Annotated in this window: 11 protein-coding genes; 8 read left to right on the forward strand and 3 right to left on the reverse strand. The window is 52.3% G+C overall.

All coding sequences use genetic code 11. The annotated features are described in order from the left end of the window. Positions 1–2: 2 nt before the first annotated feature. Both K7P01_RS11560 and K7P01_RS11565 read right to left on the reverse strand, forming a co-directional pair. Entirely contained in the window at positions 3–2300 is a 2298-nt protein-coding gene (locus K7P01_RS11560; protein ID WP_267293070.1) for a hypothetical protein, read from the reverse strand. Positions 2301–2354: 54 nt separating this feature from the next. Continuing rightward, a complete protein-coding gene (locus tag K7P01_RS11565) occupies positions 2355–4334 on the reverse strand; it encodes an alpha-ketoacid dehydrogenase subunit alpha/beta (RefSeq protein WP_267293072.1) in 1980 nt (659 codons plus the stop codon). 122 nt (positions 4335–4456) lie between these two features. On the opposite strand from K7P01_RS11565, the gene K7P01_RS11570 reads away from it, so the two are divergent. The 5 genes from K7P01_RS11570 (at position 4457) to K7P01_RS11590 (ending at position 12067) form a co-directional block, all read left to right on the forward strand. After that, the gene (locus K7P01_RS11570) at positions 4457–7489 is read left to right on the forward strand and encodes a sensor histidine kinase (RefSeq protein ID WP_267293074.1); all 3033 of its coding nucleotides are present in this window, start codon (positions 4457–4459) and stop codon (positions 7487–7489) included. Between the two features lie 21 nt (positions 7490–7510). After that, on the forward strand, positions 7511–8749 hold the full coding sequence (locus K7P01_RS11575) for a M16 family metallopeptidase (protein ID WP_267293076.1): 1239 nt from the start codon (positions 7511–7513) through the stop codon (positions 8747–8749). A 127-nt stretch (positions 8750–8876) separates the two neighbouring features. Next, the gene (locus K7P01_RS11580) at positions 8877–10649 is read left to right on the forward strand and encodes an ABC transporter ATP-binding protein (RefSeq protein ID WP_267293078.1); all 1773 of its coding nucleotides are present in this window, start codon (positions 8877–8879) and stop codon (positions 10647–10649) included. Between the two features lie 36 nt (positions 10650–10685). Next, positions 10686–11435: a hypothetical protein gene (locus tag K7P01_RS11585; RefSeq protein WP_267293080.1), complete on the forward strand. Its 750-nt coding sequence runs from the start codon at positions 10686–10688 to the stop codon at positions 11433–11435. An 11-nt stretch (positions 11436–11446) separates the two neighbouring features. Continuing rightward, positions 11447–12067, forward strand: coding sequence for a hypothetical protein (locus K7P01_RS11590; protein WP_267293082.1), 621 nt, complete (start codon positions 11447–11449; stop codon positions 12065–12067). Here the strand turns inward: K7P01_RS11590 and K7P01_RS11595 are convergent. After that, positions 12057–13874 carry an ABC transporter ATP-binding protein gene (locus K7P01_RS11595; RefSeq protein ID WP_267293084.1) on the reverse strand — a complete coding sequence of 606 codons (1818 nt, stop codon included), beginning with the start codon at positions 13872–13874 and terminating at the stop codon, positions 12057–12059. The two genes, K7P01_RS11590 and K7P01_RS11595, sit on opposite strands and share 11 nt — an antisense overlap. 155 nt (positions 13875–14029) lie before the next feature. Between K7P01_RS11595 and K7P01_RS11600 the strand changes: the two genes are divergently transcribed. The 3 genes from K7P01_RS11600 (at position 14030) to K7P01_RS11610 (ending at position 16866) form a co-directional block, all read left to right on the forward strand. Further along, a complete protein-coding gene (locus K7P01_RS11600; protein WP_267293086.1) occupies positions 14030–15130 on the forward strand; it encodes a Glu/Leu/Phe/Val family dehydrogenase in 1101 nt (366 codons plus the stop codon). Between the two features lie 186 nt (positions 15131–15316). Further along, on the forward strand, positions 15317–16423 hold the full coding sequence (nusB, locus tag K7P01_RS11605) for a transcription antitermination factor NusB (protein ID WP_267293088.1): 1107 nt from the start codon (positions 15317–15319) through the stop codon (positions 16421–16423). A gap of 131 nt (positions 16424–16554) precedes the next feature. Beyond that, the gene (locus tag K7P01_RS11610) at positions 16555–16866 is read left to right on the forward strand and encodes a YtxH domain-containing protein (protein WP_254082369.1); all 312 of its coding nucleotides are present in this window, start codon (positions 16555–16557) and stop codon (positions 16864–16866) included. The last annotated feature ends 30 nt before the right edge of the window (positions 16867–16896 follow it).

Genomic DNA, 16896 nt, shown 5'->3' on the forward strand with positions numbered 1-16896 from the left:
CGTTATTCATACCACAACCCTGCTTCCCCTTTGTCGTACCGAGGCTTATGACCCTTGTCCTTCAGGTGGTCGGGCTGCGTTTCTTCTTTTCTGAATAAACGCGACCACCATAGCTTAAAGTTCGTGAGCATGTCACGTTCGCTATCAACATTGTTTTTGTTTGTCTTGACGAACTTCGCATCCGGATGCAAGCCCCTTTTATCAAACAGGGTGTACTTCTTCATCTTGATGTTACCCTGATAGTCGGTTGACCGTGCAAAGGCTTTTCCCGGCTCGCGCACCTTCAGCGCCTCTTCTGCACTGCTGCCATTCCGTACGTAGCGATATTGCTTTACTTTCACTTGCAGCTCGCCCACCGCCTTGGTGGCTTTCGTAGGCGACAACTTGGGCGTAGCATCTTCAGCAGCATTTTTATTTTTTACATAGCGCCGGGTTTTCACAGGTATCTGCAAACCGTATACCTGGTCGACCGCTACGCTTGGACGCTTTTTCAGCAACGCATCCTCGTGTGCTTTTTCATTGCGAATGTAGGGCTTGCGCAGCCCCCGGTGACGAATGACTCCTGTAAATTCTTCTCCCTGATCGCCAAAACCCGGACTGGCCGAGAAACGCTTCATCTTACCAGGATAGCCATTGATCTTATGCGCCTCGGGTTTTGGCACGCGACCCACTAGTGGTGTTTCATCGTTGTTCCACAACGTACCGCTTACACTACCGCCACCCTTCAAGGGCCGGCGACCTTTCAGTGTACCCTGATATTTACCATAGCGAGTCTCGCGCGGTTGACGTCCGACAATCGCCGACTCCTGGTTGTTCCACAGACGTCCGCTCACACTGCCGCCACCTTTCAACGGGCGACGGCCCTTTATTGTACCCTGATATTTTCCGTAACGTGTTTCGCGTGGCGTGCGGCCGGCAATTGCCGACTCCCGGTTGTTCCACAGACGTCCGCTTACGCTACCGCCACCTTTCAGCGGGCGGCCACCCTTCACGTTGCCTTGAAATTCACCATAACGCGTCTCCCGGGGTTGACGTCCGGCCAGCGCCGTACCGTTGTTGTTCCACAACCTGCCACTCACGCTGCCACCACCCTTCGCCTGTCGGCGACCTTTGATATTACCCTGGAAAGTACCTGGACGGGTTTCGCGTGGTTGACGCCCGGCAACAGCCGAACCATTGTTGTTCCACAATCTGCCGCTGACACTACCTCCACCTTTTGCACTGCGGCGGCCTTTCAAATTTCCTTTGTAATTACCGACACCCGATGCGCCAATGCCCGGCGTACGGCCCTGTATGGGCGTCTTCCCTGTATGCGACCGCGTGACGGACTGCGCGCCGCCGCCCGGAATGGCACCACGATACCGGCGATCGCCATACCGCGCTTTCTTACGACGCCCGGTATATAAGATCGGCATTCCCTCTGTACGTTTTTTGCTGGTGAAATTTTTACCACGAATTCGCCGTCCGGCAATATCGCCGGTCCAGGCCTTCGGCCGTGTGTTGGTGGCCGAACGATAACTGCCCGCAGCAGGTCCGCGATACGGACGTTCACCCACGCGTCTTTTACCGGAAAATGTTCTGACAGGTGCGCTTACTCCGGGCCGGGGCGACTCATAGTTACGTCGGCGCAATGGGTGGCCGGCAAGGTCTGTGGTCTGTGCGCGCTCTGTACGTTTCTTGGGGCGTGGGAAATTGGCGTAAACATTTAAGCTCTTCCGGGCAATGAACGGCCGCGATGCCGACCTTGGTTTCACCTTGCGTCTGCGGGGCGGCGTAGACCGCGGCCCTGACGAGGCGCTTGCCCTTGCCACGGTAGCCCGATTCGAAACGACACCACCACCGGCACGGCCGCGGCTGGACGGATGGCGCGTGACATAACGCCCGGTCTGCGGGTGTACATTGTTGCGCGAAGCACTGCTGCTGTTCCGCCCGCGAATGCGGCGGTGCGTAATGTCACCCTGCCAGGCACGTTGTGTGCCGCTGGGCTTGGGCGGTTGACGACGCAACACATTGCCTGACGCTTTTCCGACTTTATCCCGACCCCGAGCCGAGTTGGAACGCGACCGGCTGCGGGCCGTCGCGCGATTATTATAGGTGGGCTGCTTCTTAGAGGCTTTATTCTTTTTCCGGAATGTGCTTTTGAAACGGCTTTCACGGCGCTGCCCCTGGGACGCTCCCGGTCGGTCCCCTTTGGTATTTTGGGCCAACACCGGCGCCGCCAGCAACAACAGCAAGGCCATTAGCAACACCAACTTGGTGGCAGGCCCGGAAAATGCAGTATTTCTTTTAGTTACGTTCAAAAAATGGCGAAAGAAACAGGCCAAGATAATTGAAATTTATGATACCCCTCTACTTTAGTAGGTAAGTAACGTTTCAATGGCGCCGATCAGCCTGTTTTTCGGCAAAAAATTGTCTTCCAGCGTCGGTGCAAAAGGAATCGGCGTATCCAGGCTTGCCACCCGCACCACCGGCGCATCCAGGTCCCGGAAGCAGTGTTCGCTGATCCAGGCGCTGATTTCCGCACCCACACCACCTGTCAGCGTGTCTTCGTGCAGGATAATCACCCGGCTTGTCTTTTTCACCAATGCCGCCACCGCTTCTTTGTCCCAGGGCAGCAGCGTGCGCAAGTCCAGTATTGATGCGTTTACGTGCGGCAGGTTCGCCAGCGTTTGTTGTGCCCAGTGCACACCCATGCCATACGTGATAATGCCCAGGTCCGTGCCCTCGCTTAGCAACTTTGCTTCGCCGATCGCTATAGTATAATAGTCGTCCGGCACAAGTTCTTTCAGGGAACGATACATCAGCTTATGCTCAAAATACATCACCGGGTTCGGGTCTTCCAGTGCCGCACACAACAACCCTTTCGCATCGTAAGGATTCGAAGGGTATACTATTTTTAATCCGGGGGTATGGAAGAACCAGGCTTCATTGCTCTGCGAATGAAAAGGACCGGCCGCCGTGCCGGCTCCGGTGGGCATGCGCACTACTACGTCGGCCGGCTGTCCCCACCGCCAATGGGTCTTCGCCAGGTTGTTTACAATTTGATTAAACCCTTCTGTTACAAAGTCGGCAAACTGCATCTCTACCATCGACTTCATACCTTTCACCGACAGGCCTAAACCGGCACCCAAAATGGCCGACTCACACAAAGGTGTATTTCGTACACGTGCCTTGCCGAAGCGTTCTACAAATCCCTCGGTGATTTTAAAGACACCACCATATTCTGCAATGTCCTGCCCCATCAGTACCAGGTTGTCAAAGCGCTCCATGCTCTGCCGCAGGCCGTCGCTGATGGCATCGATAAAACGTTTTTCGGATTTCTTTTCGGAAGCGGGCGCAACAACCACCTGCTCAAAAGGAGCATATACATCTTCCAGCTCCTGCCCGGTCTGGGCAACGGGATGATCTTCCTGGGTCGCTATCGCAATGCCTTCTTCAATTTCCTGTTTTACACGTTTCCGTTGCGCGGCAATATAACCTTCGTCGATGACGCCACTTTGCACCAGGTACTTTTCATAGTTCTCCAACGGGTCTTTCTTCGCCCAGGTGTCCAGCAGCTCCTGCGGCACATACTTGGTACCCGACGCTTCTTCGTGGCCCCGCATCCGGAAGGTCATACACTCCAACAAGATCGGCCGCGGGCGTTTGCGCATATCCTCTGCCAGACGCTGCACGGTGCTATATACTGCCAACACATTATTACCGTCAACTTGTACCCCTTCCATGCCATAGCCAATGGCCTTGTCGGTAAAGCTTTCACAGCGAAACTGCTCACGGCTGGGAGTAGACAAACCGTAACCGTTGTTCTCTACGACAAAAATCACGGGCAGGTCCCACACGGCCGCTACGTTTAGGGCCTCGTGGAAATCGCCCTGGCTCGTGCCGCCGTCGCCGTTAAAGACGACCGTTACCTTCCCTTCCTGGCGCAGTTGGCTGGCCAACGCAATGCCGTCGGCTACACCATTTTGCGGCCCCAGGTGCGAGATCATGCCCACGATGTGGTGCTCGCGCGAGCCAAAGTGAAAAGAGCGGTCACGCCCCTTGGTATACCCCGCCAGGGTGCCCTGCCATTGAGCAAACAGCCGGTGGAAGGGTATGTTGCGGCCCGTAAACACCCCTAAGTTGCGGTGCATGGGCAAAATATACTCGTCGGGGGCCAGTGCTTGTGTCACTCCGACAGAGATGGCCTCCTGGCCAATGCCGCTAAACCATTTGCTGATTTTATTTTGCCGCAGCAAAATGAGCATCTTCTCTTCAATCAGGCGGGGCAATAACAAGTTTTCGTACAGCTTCTTCAGAACGCTGTCGGAGAGTTTTTGGCGATCAAACTGCATAGATGGTTTCTGGTGGCGCAAAGTTAACCGAGTTTTTGACTTACCATTAGCACGCAAATCTTATAAAGCATAGAGGCCCGTTGTTATAAAGAAACTGTTAACTTTATCTCCGATCCCGCTACATGCTGACCCGACTACCACTCCTCCTGGTTTTCTTGCTCGTTGTCATGGACCTGTCCGCACAGGAGTATCGCTTTCATCAATACCGCGTAGAACAAGGCTTACCCAGCGACGTCATGAAAGCCGTTGCCCAGGACTCTCTAGGCTTTTTCTGGATCGCCACCGACGATGGCATTGTTAAATACGACGGGCTACGCTTCACCACGTATCGGTCTGCGCTGCACAGTCAGTATGCCAAAGGTTTCCTCACCACCCGCAAAGGCAGACTTCTCGCCATTGCCGACCTCGACCTGATCGAAATCCAAAACCAGGTAGACACCGTCGTCTTCCATTCGTTGCTGCGCGGTACCCGTAATCCTACCGATACCACCATCTGGTACGGCAAGACATTGTACGAAGACCGACACGAAGACATCTGGATTGCCGAGACCCAAGCCGCCGTACGGTTTGATGGCAAAACCATGAAGCGCTACGACTTCGGTAATGAAAATCGATCGCCGGTATTTATACGCTCTTATAATTTCTTTGAAGACCAGGATGGCAACTTATACGCGGTTGGCTATACCGGAAAAGTGTTCCGTTTTGATGAAGTCGACGACACCTTCGTGCAACTGCCACAAACATTACCGGGTCATTCCAGTCACGTACTCTTCGAGAACGGCAAATTACTCGTCGCGGCGGGCGACGGGTTATATGAAGCCATTCTTCGCGACGGCGAGATTCAGCACCAGCAACGTCTCTTGTCGGCATACAATTGCTCCTATCTGCTCCGCTCTTCCGACGCCCTTTGGGTCTGTACCTTTAACGAAGACGTATATAAAATACCGGGCAGCCGGTACGAAGAAGCCGAAAGACTGCCATATTCCTTTATCGGCGCCACCGCCATCTTCAGCAGTAAAGAAAATGACTTGTGGGTGGCCTCTGACAAAGGACTGGTGTTGATACAAAAGAATCAGTTCCAGATCATTGACTTGCGGTCACAGGCCCACTTTATCGAAGGCATGGCCCACGACCCCGGGCGCGATGTATTGTATTACTGTTCCAAAGAAGCATTAATAGGACTATATCACAAGCCCGACGGTGAATGGGAACACCGGCTGCTCTATTTTGATCGCGACGGATATTTCCAGGCGTTACAATTTAATGCCCAGGGCCTGTGGGCCAGCACCGCATTCGAAGTACTACTATTCCAAAACGACAAGCTGAAAAAGCGCTGGGACTTTGCTAAAGAAGGCGGCTTTATTTCCGATGTGTTTATCGACAAGCGTCAGGATATCTGGCTTAGCCAGGGCCGCGCCCGCCGCGTAAAAGTGATGTCGACGAAAGACTTTTCGTTGCGTTATTACGACATCCCGTTGCTGAAACAAAGTCAGATAAACCTGGTGCGCGAAGGCAAGAACGGTATATACCTGGCATCGAGTGGCGTGGGCGGATATCTTTTCTACAAGGCCCACGATGCCGACACCTTTAAAAACGTAAGCCTCCCCGTAGACTTCCCCATCGAAAGCGATCTGAATATCCACGACCTGGCCGTACAGAACGATGTCATCTGGCTGGCGTCCACCGAGGGACTGCTGCGTTACGACCAACACACAACCCAACGCGTTGACCTCGGCGAACCACTCACCGGCTCGTCCGTCAGCTCGGTGGAGGCACTCGACGACCGCTATATACTTTTCTCTAACTCGTATGGCCTCATGCGCTACGATGTTGTGACCGGCGACCTGTGGCTATACGACGAGAATATCGGCCTGCCCTCCAACACCATTACCGATCACGGCATACTCGCGGACCGGTACAATCGACTTTGGATCGGCACATCCTTCGGTCTTGCGTTGGCCTCGAAATCCATTCGCACCAACGCCACTACCACGCAACCTTTCTGCATGTATGCCAGTGTGAACGGTGTAACACGGCGCTTCCACGACGGCTTACAAGCGCCGTACAGCGCGTTTATAAGCCTTATGTTCTCGCCCATCACCTTTCCCGAAAACAAGATCAACATGCAGTGGCGATTGGATAGCGATAGTGTCTGGCACTCGATGCACGATCACACCCTCACGCTCTCCGATTTATCAGCGGGTCGTCACACCCTGCAGGTGCGTGCCAAGAAAAATACGGGGCTTGGGTGGAGCAGGCCTACGGAAATGACCGTGACGATCGGCAAACCGTACTGGCAAAAAGCTGAATTCATTTTCCTGGTCCTACTCACTGCGCTTATGATCGCCTGGATCTCTTATGCCGTGAGCGCGGCCATTATGAAAAAACGCAAGACATACTTGCACGACCTCATTGAAGAACGAACAGTGGATTTACAGAAGGCGAACGAAGAATTGCTGCAACGCAACGCCGAGCTGGACCGCTTTGTATACAGTGCATCCCACGACCTCAGTGCGCCGCTGAAGTCTGTGCTTGGGTTGATTATGGTGGCCCGCATGGACAAGTCCATCACCAACCACGAGCAATACCTCGACATGATGGAACGAAGCATTCGCAAGCTGGAAAAGTTTATCGAAGAAGTGGTGAGCTACTCGCGCAATACGCGCATGCCCGTAAAGCCTGAGACATTTTTATTTACCGTCTTTGTTCAAAACCTGTTGCTCGACCATCAGTATGCGCCCAACTATGGCAAGATCAAATTTGAGGTGGAAGACGGCACAGACGGCCAGCCCATCGTAGCCGACGTCGTCCGGCTCAAGATCATCCTCAACAACCTCATCTCCAACGCCATTAAATTTCATTGGTTTGGCGGCGACCGCGAGCCCACGGTCCGCATCTCGCTCACGGCCACATCCACCCAGTACACCATCGTGGTACAAGACAATGGCCGGGGCATTGACGATCACCACCTTGCACACATCTTCGACATGTTCTACCGCGCCAGCGAGCAGGCTCAGGGCTCGGGCCTGGGCTTATACATTCTGAAAGAATCTGTTCTGAAGTTGGGCGGAACCGTCGAAGCGCGCTCCAGGCTGGACGAGGGCACCACCTTCGTGATCACGCTGCCGGTGTTAAACCCGACGGAATTCCGCTGATCTTGTTATTTTTGGCGCCACATGATCACATTCAACGAATTTACCCTCCCAAACGGCCTACGCGTGATCGTCCACGAGGACCATACCGTACAGATCGCCGTTATGAACATATTATACGACGTCGGTTCCCGCGACGAGCGTCCCGAGAAAACCGGCTTCGCCCACTTGTTCGAGCACCTCATGTTTGGCGGCTCCCGCAACATTACCAACTATGACGAACCGTTGCAGCGGGTCGGTGGCGAGAATAATGCCTTTACGAACACCGACATCACAAACTATTACCTCACCTTGCCCTCTGCTAACCTCGAGACAGGCTTCTGGCTTGAAAGCGATCGCATGCTTAGCCTGTCCTTCGACCCCAAAGTACTCGAGGTACAACGCAAGGTTGTAATCGAAGAGTTTAAACAGCGGTACCTCAACCAACCGTACGGCGATGTATGGCTCAAGCTTCGTCCGCTGGCCTATCACCATCACCCGTACCAATGGGCTACCATCGGCAAGGAGATCAGTCACATCGAAGACGCTACGATGGAAGATGTAAAGGAATTTTTCTTTACCCATTACGTACCCAACAACGCCATCCTGGTCGTAGCCGGCAACGTCACGCTGACGCAAGTCAAAGAGCTTACGGAAAAATGGTTCGGGCCCATTCCCTCTGGCAGGGACCGGTCTCGGCAGTTGCCCGCAGAGCCTCGCCAAAGCAGCAAGCGTGTGGAAACAACAGAAGCCAAAGTACCCGCCAACGCCCTCTACAAAGCGTGGCACATGCCCGGACGTTTTCACGAAGACTATTACGCCACCGACCTGATGAGCGATATTCTTAGCCGCGGTCAGTCCAGCCGGTTATACCAGCAACTCGTTAAAGAGCAAGAAATCTTTACGTCGATCTCCTCGTTCGTCACCGGCACCATTGATCCCGGGCTGCTGGTCATCAGCGGCCGCGTGCGCGAAGGATTTACCCTGGAGCAAGCCGAACAAGCCGTCGACAAGATTCTCGACACGCTCATCCGCGAGGGCGTGTCGGAGCAGGAGCTTGAAAAGGTGAAGAACCAGGCCGAGTCCAGTCTCGAATTTGGCGAAATGGAAGTGATGAACCGCGCCATGAACCTGGCCTTCTCCAAGCTCTCGGGGGATGCCAACCTGGTGAATGAGGAGGGTGGCCTCATCAATCGGGTAACGACGGCCGACGTTCAGCGCGTGGCGGCTAATACGTTGCGGGAAGAAAATGCCAGCACCCTGCATTACAAAGCCGTATCCTAGAAATACGTGCGCCCAGGCAAAAAACGCCGGGGCGCACGAACATCTGCGTGCATTTCAGCGTTCAAACAACAGCTCTCGTAATGTTTTAGGCGAGATACCACCAATTTTTTAAGATCATAGCAACTCCGTGGAGAAGGAAAAAGTAAGCAGCGGTAATATCATAGACTGGTCAGTACTGAGCCGGTTGATGAAGTTTATGACACCCTACCGGGGCCGATTCATTACCGTTATTTTGCTTACCCTGCTCCTGGGCGTGCTGGCGCCAACGCGGCCCGTACTGATTCAATATACACTGGACAAAGATGTAGCGGTTGGCAACTACGACGCCATGGTGCGGATGATGATCCTCCTCATGGTGCTGCTCGTCATTAACTCCATTGCACAGTACGTACACACGTACCTGTCGGGCTGGCTCGGACAACAAGTGATCCGCGACATCCGGGCACGCCTGTATCAACATATCATCAGCCTGCGCCTGCGTTTCTTTGACAAGACGCCCATCGGTCGTCTCGTCACCCGCACCATCTCCGACGTGGAGACCTTGTCCGATGTCTTCAGCGAAGGCCTGGCAGCGATGGCCGGCGATCTCTTGCAGATTATTTTCATTCTGGGCTTTATGTTCTACGAAGACTGGCGATTGGCGCTGTTGAGCCTTTCTACATTGCCGCTGCTGTTGCTCAGCACATATGTCTTCAAAGAAAAGATCAAGGTCGCATTTACAGAAGTCCGCAATGCGGTGGCAAACCTCAATACCTTCGTGCAGGAACATATTACCGGCATGAACATCGTGCAAATCTTTGGCAGTGAAAAACGTGAGTTTGAAAAATTCAAAGAGATCAACGATGAGCATAAACAATCAAACCTGCGCTCGGTGTTGTACTATTCCATATACTATCCGGTGGCCGAGATCATTGCGGCTGCAGGCATTGGCCTGTTGGTGTGGTATGGTGCCAAGGGTGTGATCAACTATGAAGAGACCGGCATCACCATTGGTAAGCTCATCGCATTCATCATGTATATTCAGATGTTCTTCCGACCGATCCGGATGATCGCCGACCGGTATAATACCTTGCAAATGGGTATTGTGAGCTCGTCGCGCATTATGAACCTACTCGACGAAGAAGAGCATGTACAAAAGAACGGCGCGCACAAGACCGAGCACCTGAAGGGCGAAGTAATCTTCGACCACGTGTGGTTTGCTTACAACGAGCCCGACTATGTGCTCAAAGATATAACCCTGCATATCCGCGCGGGCCAGACCATCGCACTGGTAGGCGCCACCGGCGCAGGCAAGTCGTCTATCATCAACTTGCTGAACCGGTTCTACGAAATCAACAAAGGCACCATCAGCGTGGATGGTATAAACCTTAACGACTACGACCTGGGCACGTTGCGTCGCAACATCGGCGTGGTCTTGCAAGATGTGTTTCTGTTCAGCGATACCATCTTTAACAACATCACGCTCGGCAACCCCGATGTAACAGAAGAGATGGTATGGCATGCCGCCGACCTGGTCGGCGCACGCAAGTTCATCGAGCGCCTGCCCGGCAAGCTTTCGTATAATGTTATGGAGCGTGGCGCCACGCTTTCCGTTGGACAACGTCAACTAATATCTTTCATCCGGGCCATGGTATATGATCCGAAAATTTTGGTACTCGATGAGGCTACCTCTTCCGTCGATACCGAAACAGAAGAAATGATCCAGCAAGCCATTGTTAAAATGATGTCCGGCCGGACCTCCATTGTCATTGCCCACCGGCTGTCTACCATTCAGCGCGCGGACAAGATTTTAGTGCTCGACCACGGCGAGATCAAAGAAAGCGGCCACCACGAAGAGCTGCTGTTACGCGAAGGATACTACTCACAGCTCCATAAAATGCAGTATAAGGAGTTCGTTTGAAGTCGATAACGGAGCAAAACGGTTATATTTGCTTCAATGTATTTCAAAAAGGCCATCCTCCTCATCCTTTTTGCCGCGCTGTGTTTTGGCGCGCAAGCACAACGATCGCGATCGCATAACACCAAAAAAAGCTCGTATACCCGCGACCGTTATAATTACAACGCTGCCCGCGTAAAAGGCGCCAAAGCCAAAGTCGCTTGCCCCATCTTCGAAGACAGCAAATATCCCTATCACGGCCTCGGCATTAAGCTGGGCGATCCTTTCGCCCTGACCTATAAATTTTATCCTAACAAAAACTTCTCCCTGGCCATCGACGCCGGCAAACCCGCCAGCGGCTTGTATAACCACTACTACCGCCAGCAGTTCGGCTCGTACTATACACAGCTGGACACACTGGCCGAAGGCGCCAGCATTACCTACCTCACCCACAAAGTAAAATCCGATTTTATCCTGGAGGCAAAGCTCTTGTACCACTTCGACGCCAAAATAATATCCCCCGGCCTGCAGTTCTACGTCGGCGCCGGCTGGGAGTGGAAGAATACACAGTTGCGATACGATTATGTATATGAAAGTGGTGGACTTCCAGGACCAAATGATCAAAATAATCTGGGAAATTTCTCAACTTCGCGCTTCACACAGGGCCCCCAGGCAGTCATCGGTATTGAATACTCCTATTTTCAATTGCCTATTTCGGCCTTTATGGAGCTGGAGTATTTTACAGACGTAGAGCTTGATCCAGGGTGGAGCCGTGTGGAAGGAGGAGTCGGATTACGCTATATCTTTTAACTACGCATCGCATGACCATGTCCCAGTCCCTGACCAAAGTGTCCATCGTATTTCTATTGCTGGTGGCACTGATCACCACGGCACAAGCCCAACACAACGATACCCCCAACAGCATTGGCATACGCATTGGCGATCCCATCGGCGTGAGCTACAAACGCTACCTGCCGAACAACAAAGCCTTTGAATTTGTTCTTGGTGGTGCTGCCCGCGGCTGGTACGACCGGTATTACGAAGACTCTTTTGATCACTTCTCACGCTACGACGACGATCGCTACATCACCCATCGTGTGAAAAGCACCTTTACAGCCCTTGGTCGTTACCTATTCCAATACAATATTCCCATGGAAGGACCCGCGTCGGAAGGTACACTCGATTGGTATTGGGGCATTGGTGGCATGCTGCGCACCGCAAAAGTACGGTATCGCTACCAACAGGAAAACGCGCCATTTGCGATTAGAGACGACGAGCGCAACGACATCACGATGGGCACTGAGGCGATCGGCGGCATAGAATATACCTTTGAAGATATACCCCTCACGCTCTTTGGTGAGTTCAGCTTGTTTGTGGAATTTGTCGACCGCCCCGGCGCGATAAAATTCTCCGGCGGTACCGGCGCCCGTTTTAACTTCTAACGTCCAGGTCGGCGCCAGCTTTCTTCGCCTCGCGCTCTTGCGATACTTGCTTTTCGTATAGTTCCTTGTAGGCCCCATTGTGCGCCAACAGGGACTCGTGCGAGCCTTCCTCCGTAACGATGCCGTCTTCCAGCACAATGATTTTATTGGCCAGCTTAGCCGACGAAACGCGGTGCGAGATAATGATCGTAGTCCGGCCTTTCATGATCCGGCGCATGCTGCCCAAAATATTGTTCTCCGTCTTGGTATCGACCGCCGACAAGGCGTCGTCCAGCATAAGGATTTTCGGCTCACGCACGATGGCCCGGGCGATCGACACACGCTGCTTCTGACCCCCCGACAATGTAATGCCGCGCTCACCCACCCGGGTCTCAAAGCCCAGCGGAAACTCGACAATATTATTATACACATCGGCATCCTTTGCCGCTTGCGTAATGCGTTCCTCATCCGGATTCTTTATACCGAAACCGATGTTGTTAAAGATCGTATCACTAAACAGGAACACATCCTGAGGCACATAGCCGATCTGGCTGCGCAGCGATGTAAGATTATAGTCGGCAATCGGCACATCATCAATCAGGATTTGTCCGTCGCGCGCATCGTACAACCGCGACACAAGGCTGGCCACCGTGCTCTTACCCGAGCCCGTGGTACCAATGATCGCCAGCGACTCACCCGGGTTGATCGAAAACGAAATACCTCTCAAGGCACGTATGCCGGTATCCGGATAGGTAAAAACCACATCCTTAAATTCTACCTTGCCCTGAATCTCGCGCACCAGTTCTTTCTCTGACACGATGTTGGTCTGCGTACGCAAAAACTCATTGATCCGCTTCTGCGAAGCCTCCGCGCGCTGCACCAGACTGCTGGTCCAGCCCAGCGATGTTACCGGCCAGGTAAGCAAGTTCACATAGATGATAAATTCGGCGATGTTGCCAAAGGTCAGATTGCCTTGAATCACTTCCGTGCTCCCCGCATATACTGTCAGGATCGTACTGATCCCCACCAGTCCCATGATGATCGGGAAGAACAAGGCCTGGATCCGCGTTAACTTGAGTGATTGATGTTTGTACGCTTCTACCTCTTTCTCAAAGCGGCCCATCGACTCCTGCTCGCGGTTAAAAGATTTCAACACGCGTATACCGCTAAAAGCCTCCTGTACAAACGTCGAGAGCCGCGACTGGTGCTTTTGAATCTGCTCGGACCGGCGCTCGATAATATTATTGACAAAGAAGATGCTGATCGAAAGCAAGGGCAGCGGACTGAGCGCATACCATGTCAGCTTTGGGCTGATGCTAAACATGATCGGTATTAACATGATAAACAGTGTGAACAGCGTTAGCCCGTACATAATCGCCGGACCGAGGTACATCCGTACCCGGCTCACATCTTCCGAGATACGGTTCATCAAGTCACCGGTATTGTTCTTGCGATAAAAACTGAGCGGCAATGTTTGATAGTGTTCGAATACTTCGTTCTTCAAATCATACTCGATCAATCGCGACATCACGATGAGCGTTTGGCGCACGAAGTATAAAAATATACCACGCAGAAAAGCCATTACTAGTATAAGCCCTGCATAAATGAGAATACCAAACGCAAACACCGAGAAAAAATCCTGCTGCACGTCGGTGTGGCCGAAACCCTGGTACATGCGAATGTTGTCTACCACGAGGTCGATGGCATCGCGCACAAGCTGCGCCGGGATGATCTGAAAAATATTGGAGAGGATAACAAACACCAGTCCGAGTACCAGATGCCACTTGTATTTAAACAGGTATTTATTGATGTACTTCAGCTCACGCATGGAAAAAAATTTGGCAGCCCCCCGATTAAACGAAATATCCTTTCAATAGTTTATGCAAACGTTTGAAACTGGTTAATTTTGCTTAAATCCTGGATGAAAGGTATCCCTGGAACGAGGGATTAAAACTACAATAATCAAATGTAAATCTAATCCGCATGGAGATCAAAGAACTGGAAAAAGTGCAAGAAGGAAGCATCTTTGGAACCCTCACACAATTAGGTCACGAACAAGTTGTATGGTGTTACGATCAGGCCACCGGTCTGAAGGCAATCATCGCCATTCACAACACTGTGCTCGGCCCTGCACTGGGTGGCACTCGCATGTGGCACTACGCTTCAGAACAGGAAGCGTTAACAGACGTATTGAGATTATCACGCGGCATGACTTTCAAAGCTGCCATCAGCGGCATTAACCTGGGCGGTGGCAAAGCTGTCATCATGGGCAACGCCAAGACCATGAAGACCGAAGCCTTTCTGCGCCGCTTTGGTAAGTTCGTCAATAGCCTCAACGGCAAATACATCACCGCCGAAGACGTAAACATGAAGACCGTCGACATGGAATATATCTCCATGGAGACCAAACACGTGACCGGCCTGCCCGAATCAATGGGAGGTGGCGGCGACCCTTCGCCCGTCACAGCGTATGGCGTATACCTGGGCATGAAGGCGGCCGTAAAAAAAGCCTATGGCAGCGACAGCCTCGCCAACAAAACAATCGGCGTACAAGGCGTGGGCCAGGTAGGCATGCACCTGGTCGAGCACCTGGTAAAAGAAAATGCACGGGTGTTTATCACCGACATCTCGGAAGATCGTGTGAAGGAAGTGGCCGCGAAGTACGGTGTGAGCACCGTTGGCCAGGATAAAATCTACGACCTCGACATGGACATCTACGCACCGTGCGCATTGGGGGCGTCGATCAACGACGAGACCATCAGCCGCCTGAAATGTCGGGTCATTGCCGGTGCCGCAAACAACCAGTTGCAAGACGAAGTGAAGCACGGCTACATGCTCGTAGACCGTAGCATTACCTACGCGCCCGACTTCCTGATCAATGCCGGTGGTTTAATGAACGTATACCACGAGCACCTGGGCAACTACAACCGTAAACGTGTGTTGGAACAGGCCGAGACTATTTACACCACGTGTTTGAACACGCTCTCGTTCGCGGAACAGGAGAAGCTTTCGCCGCAGGAAGCTGCCATACAGCTGGCGGAAAAGCGCATTCAGGACATCGGACGCCTTCGCATGTCACGCTAACAGAGACATAACGATACAAAAAGACCTCTTACAGGCTTCTGGTGGTATACTGACCATTGGAAGCCTTTTTTTCGATCATTCGGTATTTGAGTTGCCCAACCCCCCGCGATATTCTATTTTTGCGCCTCAGATCACTAGAAGTCGTTCTTTATCATGCTCAACCGAAGAAGTCTCCGTATTAAAGTTATGCAAAGCCTGTTTGCACTCGAACAGTGCAAAGAGGCCAACTACGAGCTCTGCCTCGAACAGATCACCGATGCCTTTGCGCCCGATCTCAATTCCATGGAGGTTCAAGACAAGGTCGCCCTCAACCTACAGAAGAAGACGGCCACGAAGCTCTTCGAAAAAGCCTTCAAGCAAGGTGACACCTCGGTTGACCACGAAGACCCTCGCATCAAGAAAGCCGTAAACGAGTGCTTTATTTTCTACAGCAAAGCAGCAAAGAAAGACACCGACTTCTTCCTGAAGAACACCATCAGCGAGATCGAGAAGATCTACGACCATTACATCGCCGTGCTCAGTCTGCCCCCGGCATTTGCCGAGCTCGCAGAGGCCGACAAAAAAGTCAGTCACAAAAACTTTGTGAACAACGCATGGATCAACACGCTGCGCCATCACGAAGGCCTGCGCAAAGACGCCCTGAAGTTGGGCCGTCACTGGCAAGACAAGCCCGATAAGATCAAGGGTTGGTTCCGCGATGTGGTACGGCAGGACAATGAGTATCTTAACTACCTCGACAAAAAGAGCCCCACGCTCGACGACCAAAAAAAATTTATCAACCACCTCTTCAAAAAGGTGATCCTCGGCAAGACCGTCATCAACGAGTTCTTTGAAGAAGAAGTATTGCGGTGGGCAGAAGACTTGGAGATCGTAAAAGGCCTTGTTGAAAAAACGGTAAAGTCTTACAATGGCGAACCCAACAGTACCATCCAGTTGCATACGCTTTCGATCAACTGGGAAGAAGACCGTGAGTTTGTAGAGAAGTTGTACAACAAAGCCAGTGACCTGGAGCAGCCCTACCGAGATTTGATCGCCAACAACACCCGTAACTGGGAAGTCGACCGCTTGCCGCTCACTGACCGCATGATCCTTGAAATGGCCATTGCCGAGCTATTGGAATTCCCCGGCATTCCGGTAAAGGTCACGATCAACGAATACATCGAGCTCGCCAAAAACTACAGCACGCCCAAGAGCCGCCAGTTTATCAACGGCATCCTGGATGTGATCGCTAAAGAGCTGAAAGACACGGGCGTAGTGAAGAAAAGCGGACGGGGCCTCATGGACAACAAATAGGCACCTCCACAATGATCATGTACAGGGTGTTAAGTTTCAGGCCGGTCGTGCTGAAAATTGACGCAGGCCTTTGTTAAAATTTGTTAAAATTTTGAATTTGCGCGAAGTCGATAACTAACTTTGAAAGTCGTATGAGCAAAAAGAGTGGAAATTTTCTGATGGCGTTCCTGGCCGGCGCTGCTACTGGAGCAATTTTGGGCATCCTGTACGCGCCTGACAAAGGATCGAACACGCGGGAGAAGCTGTCTTTCCAACTGGACAAATACCGCAAGATGCTGCAAGACCTCATCAACGATTTCGTCGATGGCAAAGAAACCCCGCTGACCAGTGAAGCTAAGTCGCAAGGTCAGAAAGTGGTGGACGAAGCCAAAAATAAGGCTGAGCGTCTCCTCGAAGACGTAGACGACCTGCTGGAGCAAATCCGCGGTGGCCGCAAAGAATAAGTACATTCAAAAAAACAATAATCTTAAGAA

Origin of the sequence: Parachryseolinea silvisoli, assembly GCF_021190955.1 — a bacterium.
Taxonomy (GTDB): Bacteria; Bacteroidota; Bacteroidia; order Cytophagales; family Cyclobacteriaceae; genus Ohtaekwangia; species Ohtaekwangia silvisoli.

Coding starts and splice junctions, on each gene's coding strand:
- K7P01_RS11570 (WP_267293074.1), top strand. CDS start 4,457: ATGCTGACCCGACTACCACTCCTCCTGGTTTTCTTGCTCGTTGTCATG.
- K7P01_RS11610 (WP_254082369.1), top strand. CDS start 16,555: ATGAGCAAAAAGAGTGGAAATTTTCTGATGGCGTTCCTGGCCGGCGCT.
- K7P01_RS11585 (WP_267293080.1), top strand. CDS start 10,686: ATGTATTTCAAAAAGGCCATCCTCCTCATCCTTTTTGCCGCGCTGTGT.
- K7P01_RS11600 (WP_267293086.1), top strand. CDS start 14,030: ATGGAGATCAAAGAACTGGAAAAAGTGCAAGAAGGAAGCATCTTTGGA.
- K7P01_RS11590 (WP_267293082.1), top strand. CDS start 11,447: ATGACCATGTCCCAGTCCCTGACCAAAGTGTCCATCGTATTTCTATTG.
- K7P01_RS11575 (WP_267293076.1), top strand. CDS start 7,511: ATGATCACATTCAACGAATTTACCCTCCCAAACGGCCTACGCGTGATC.
- K7P01_RS11565 (WP_267293072.1), bottom strand. CDS start 4,334: ATGCAGTTTGATCGCCAAAAACTCTCCGACAGCGTTCTGAAGAAGCTG.
- nusB (WP_267293088.1), top strand. CDS start 15,317: ATGCAAAGCCTGTTTGCACTCGAACAGTGCAAAGAGGCCAACTACGAG.
- K7P01_RS11595 (WP_267293084.1), bottom strand. CDS start 13,874: ATGCGTGAGCTGAAGTACATCAATAAATACCTGTTTAAATACAAGTGG.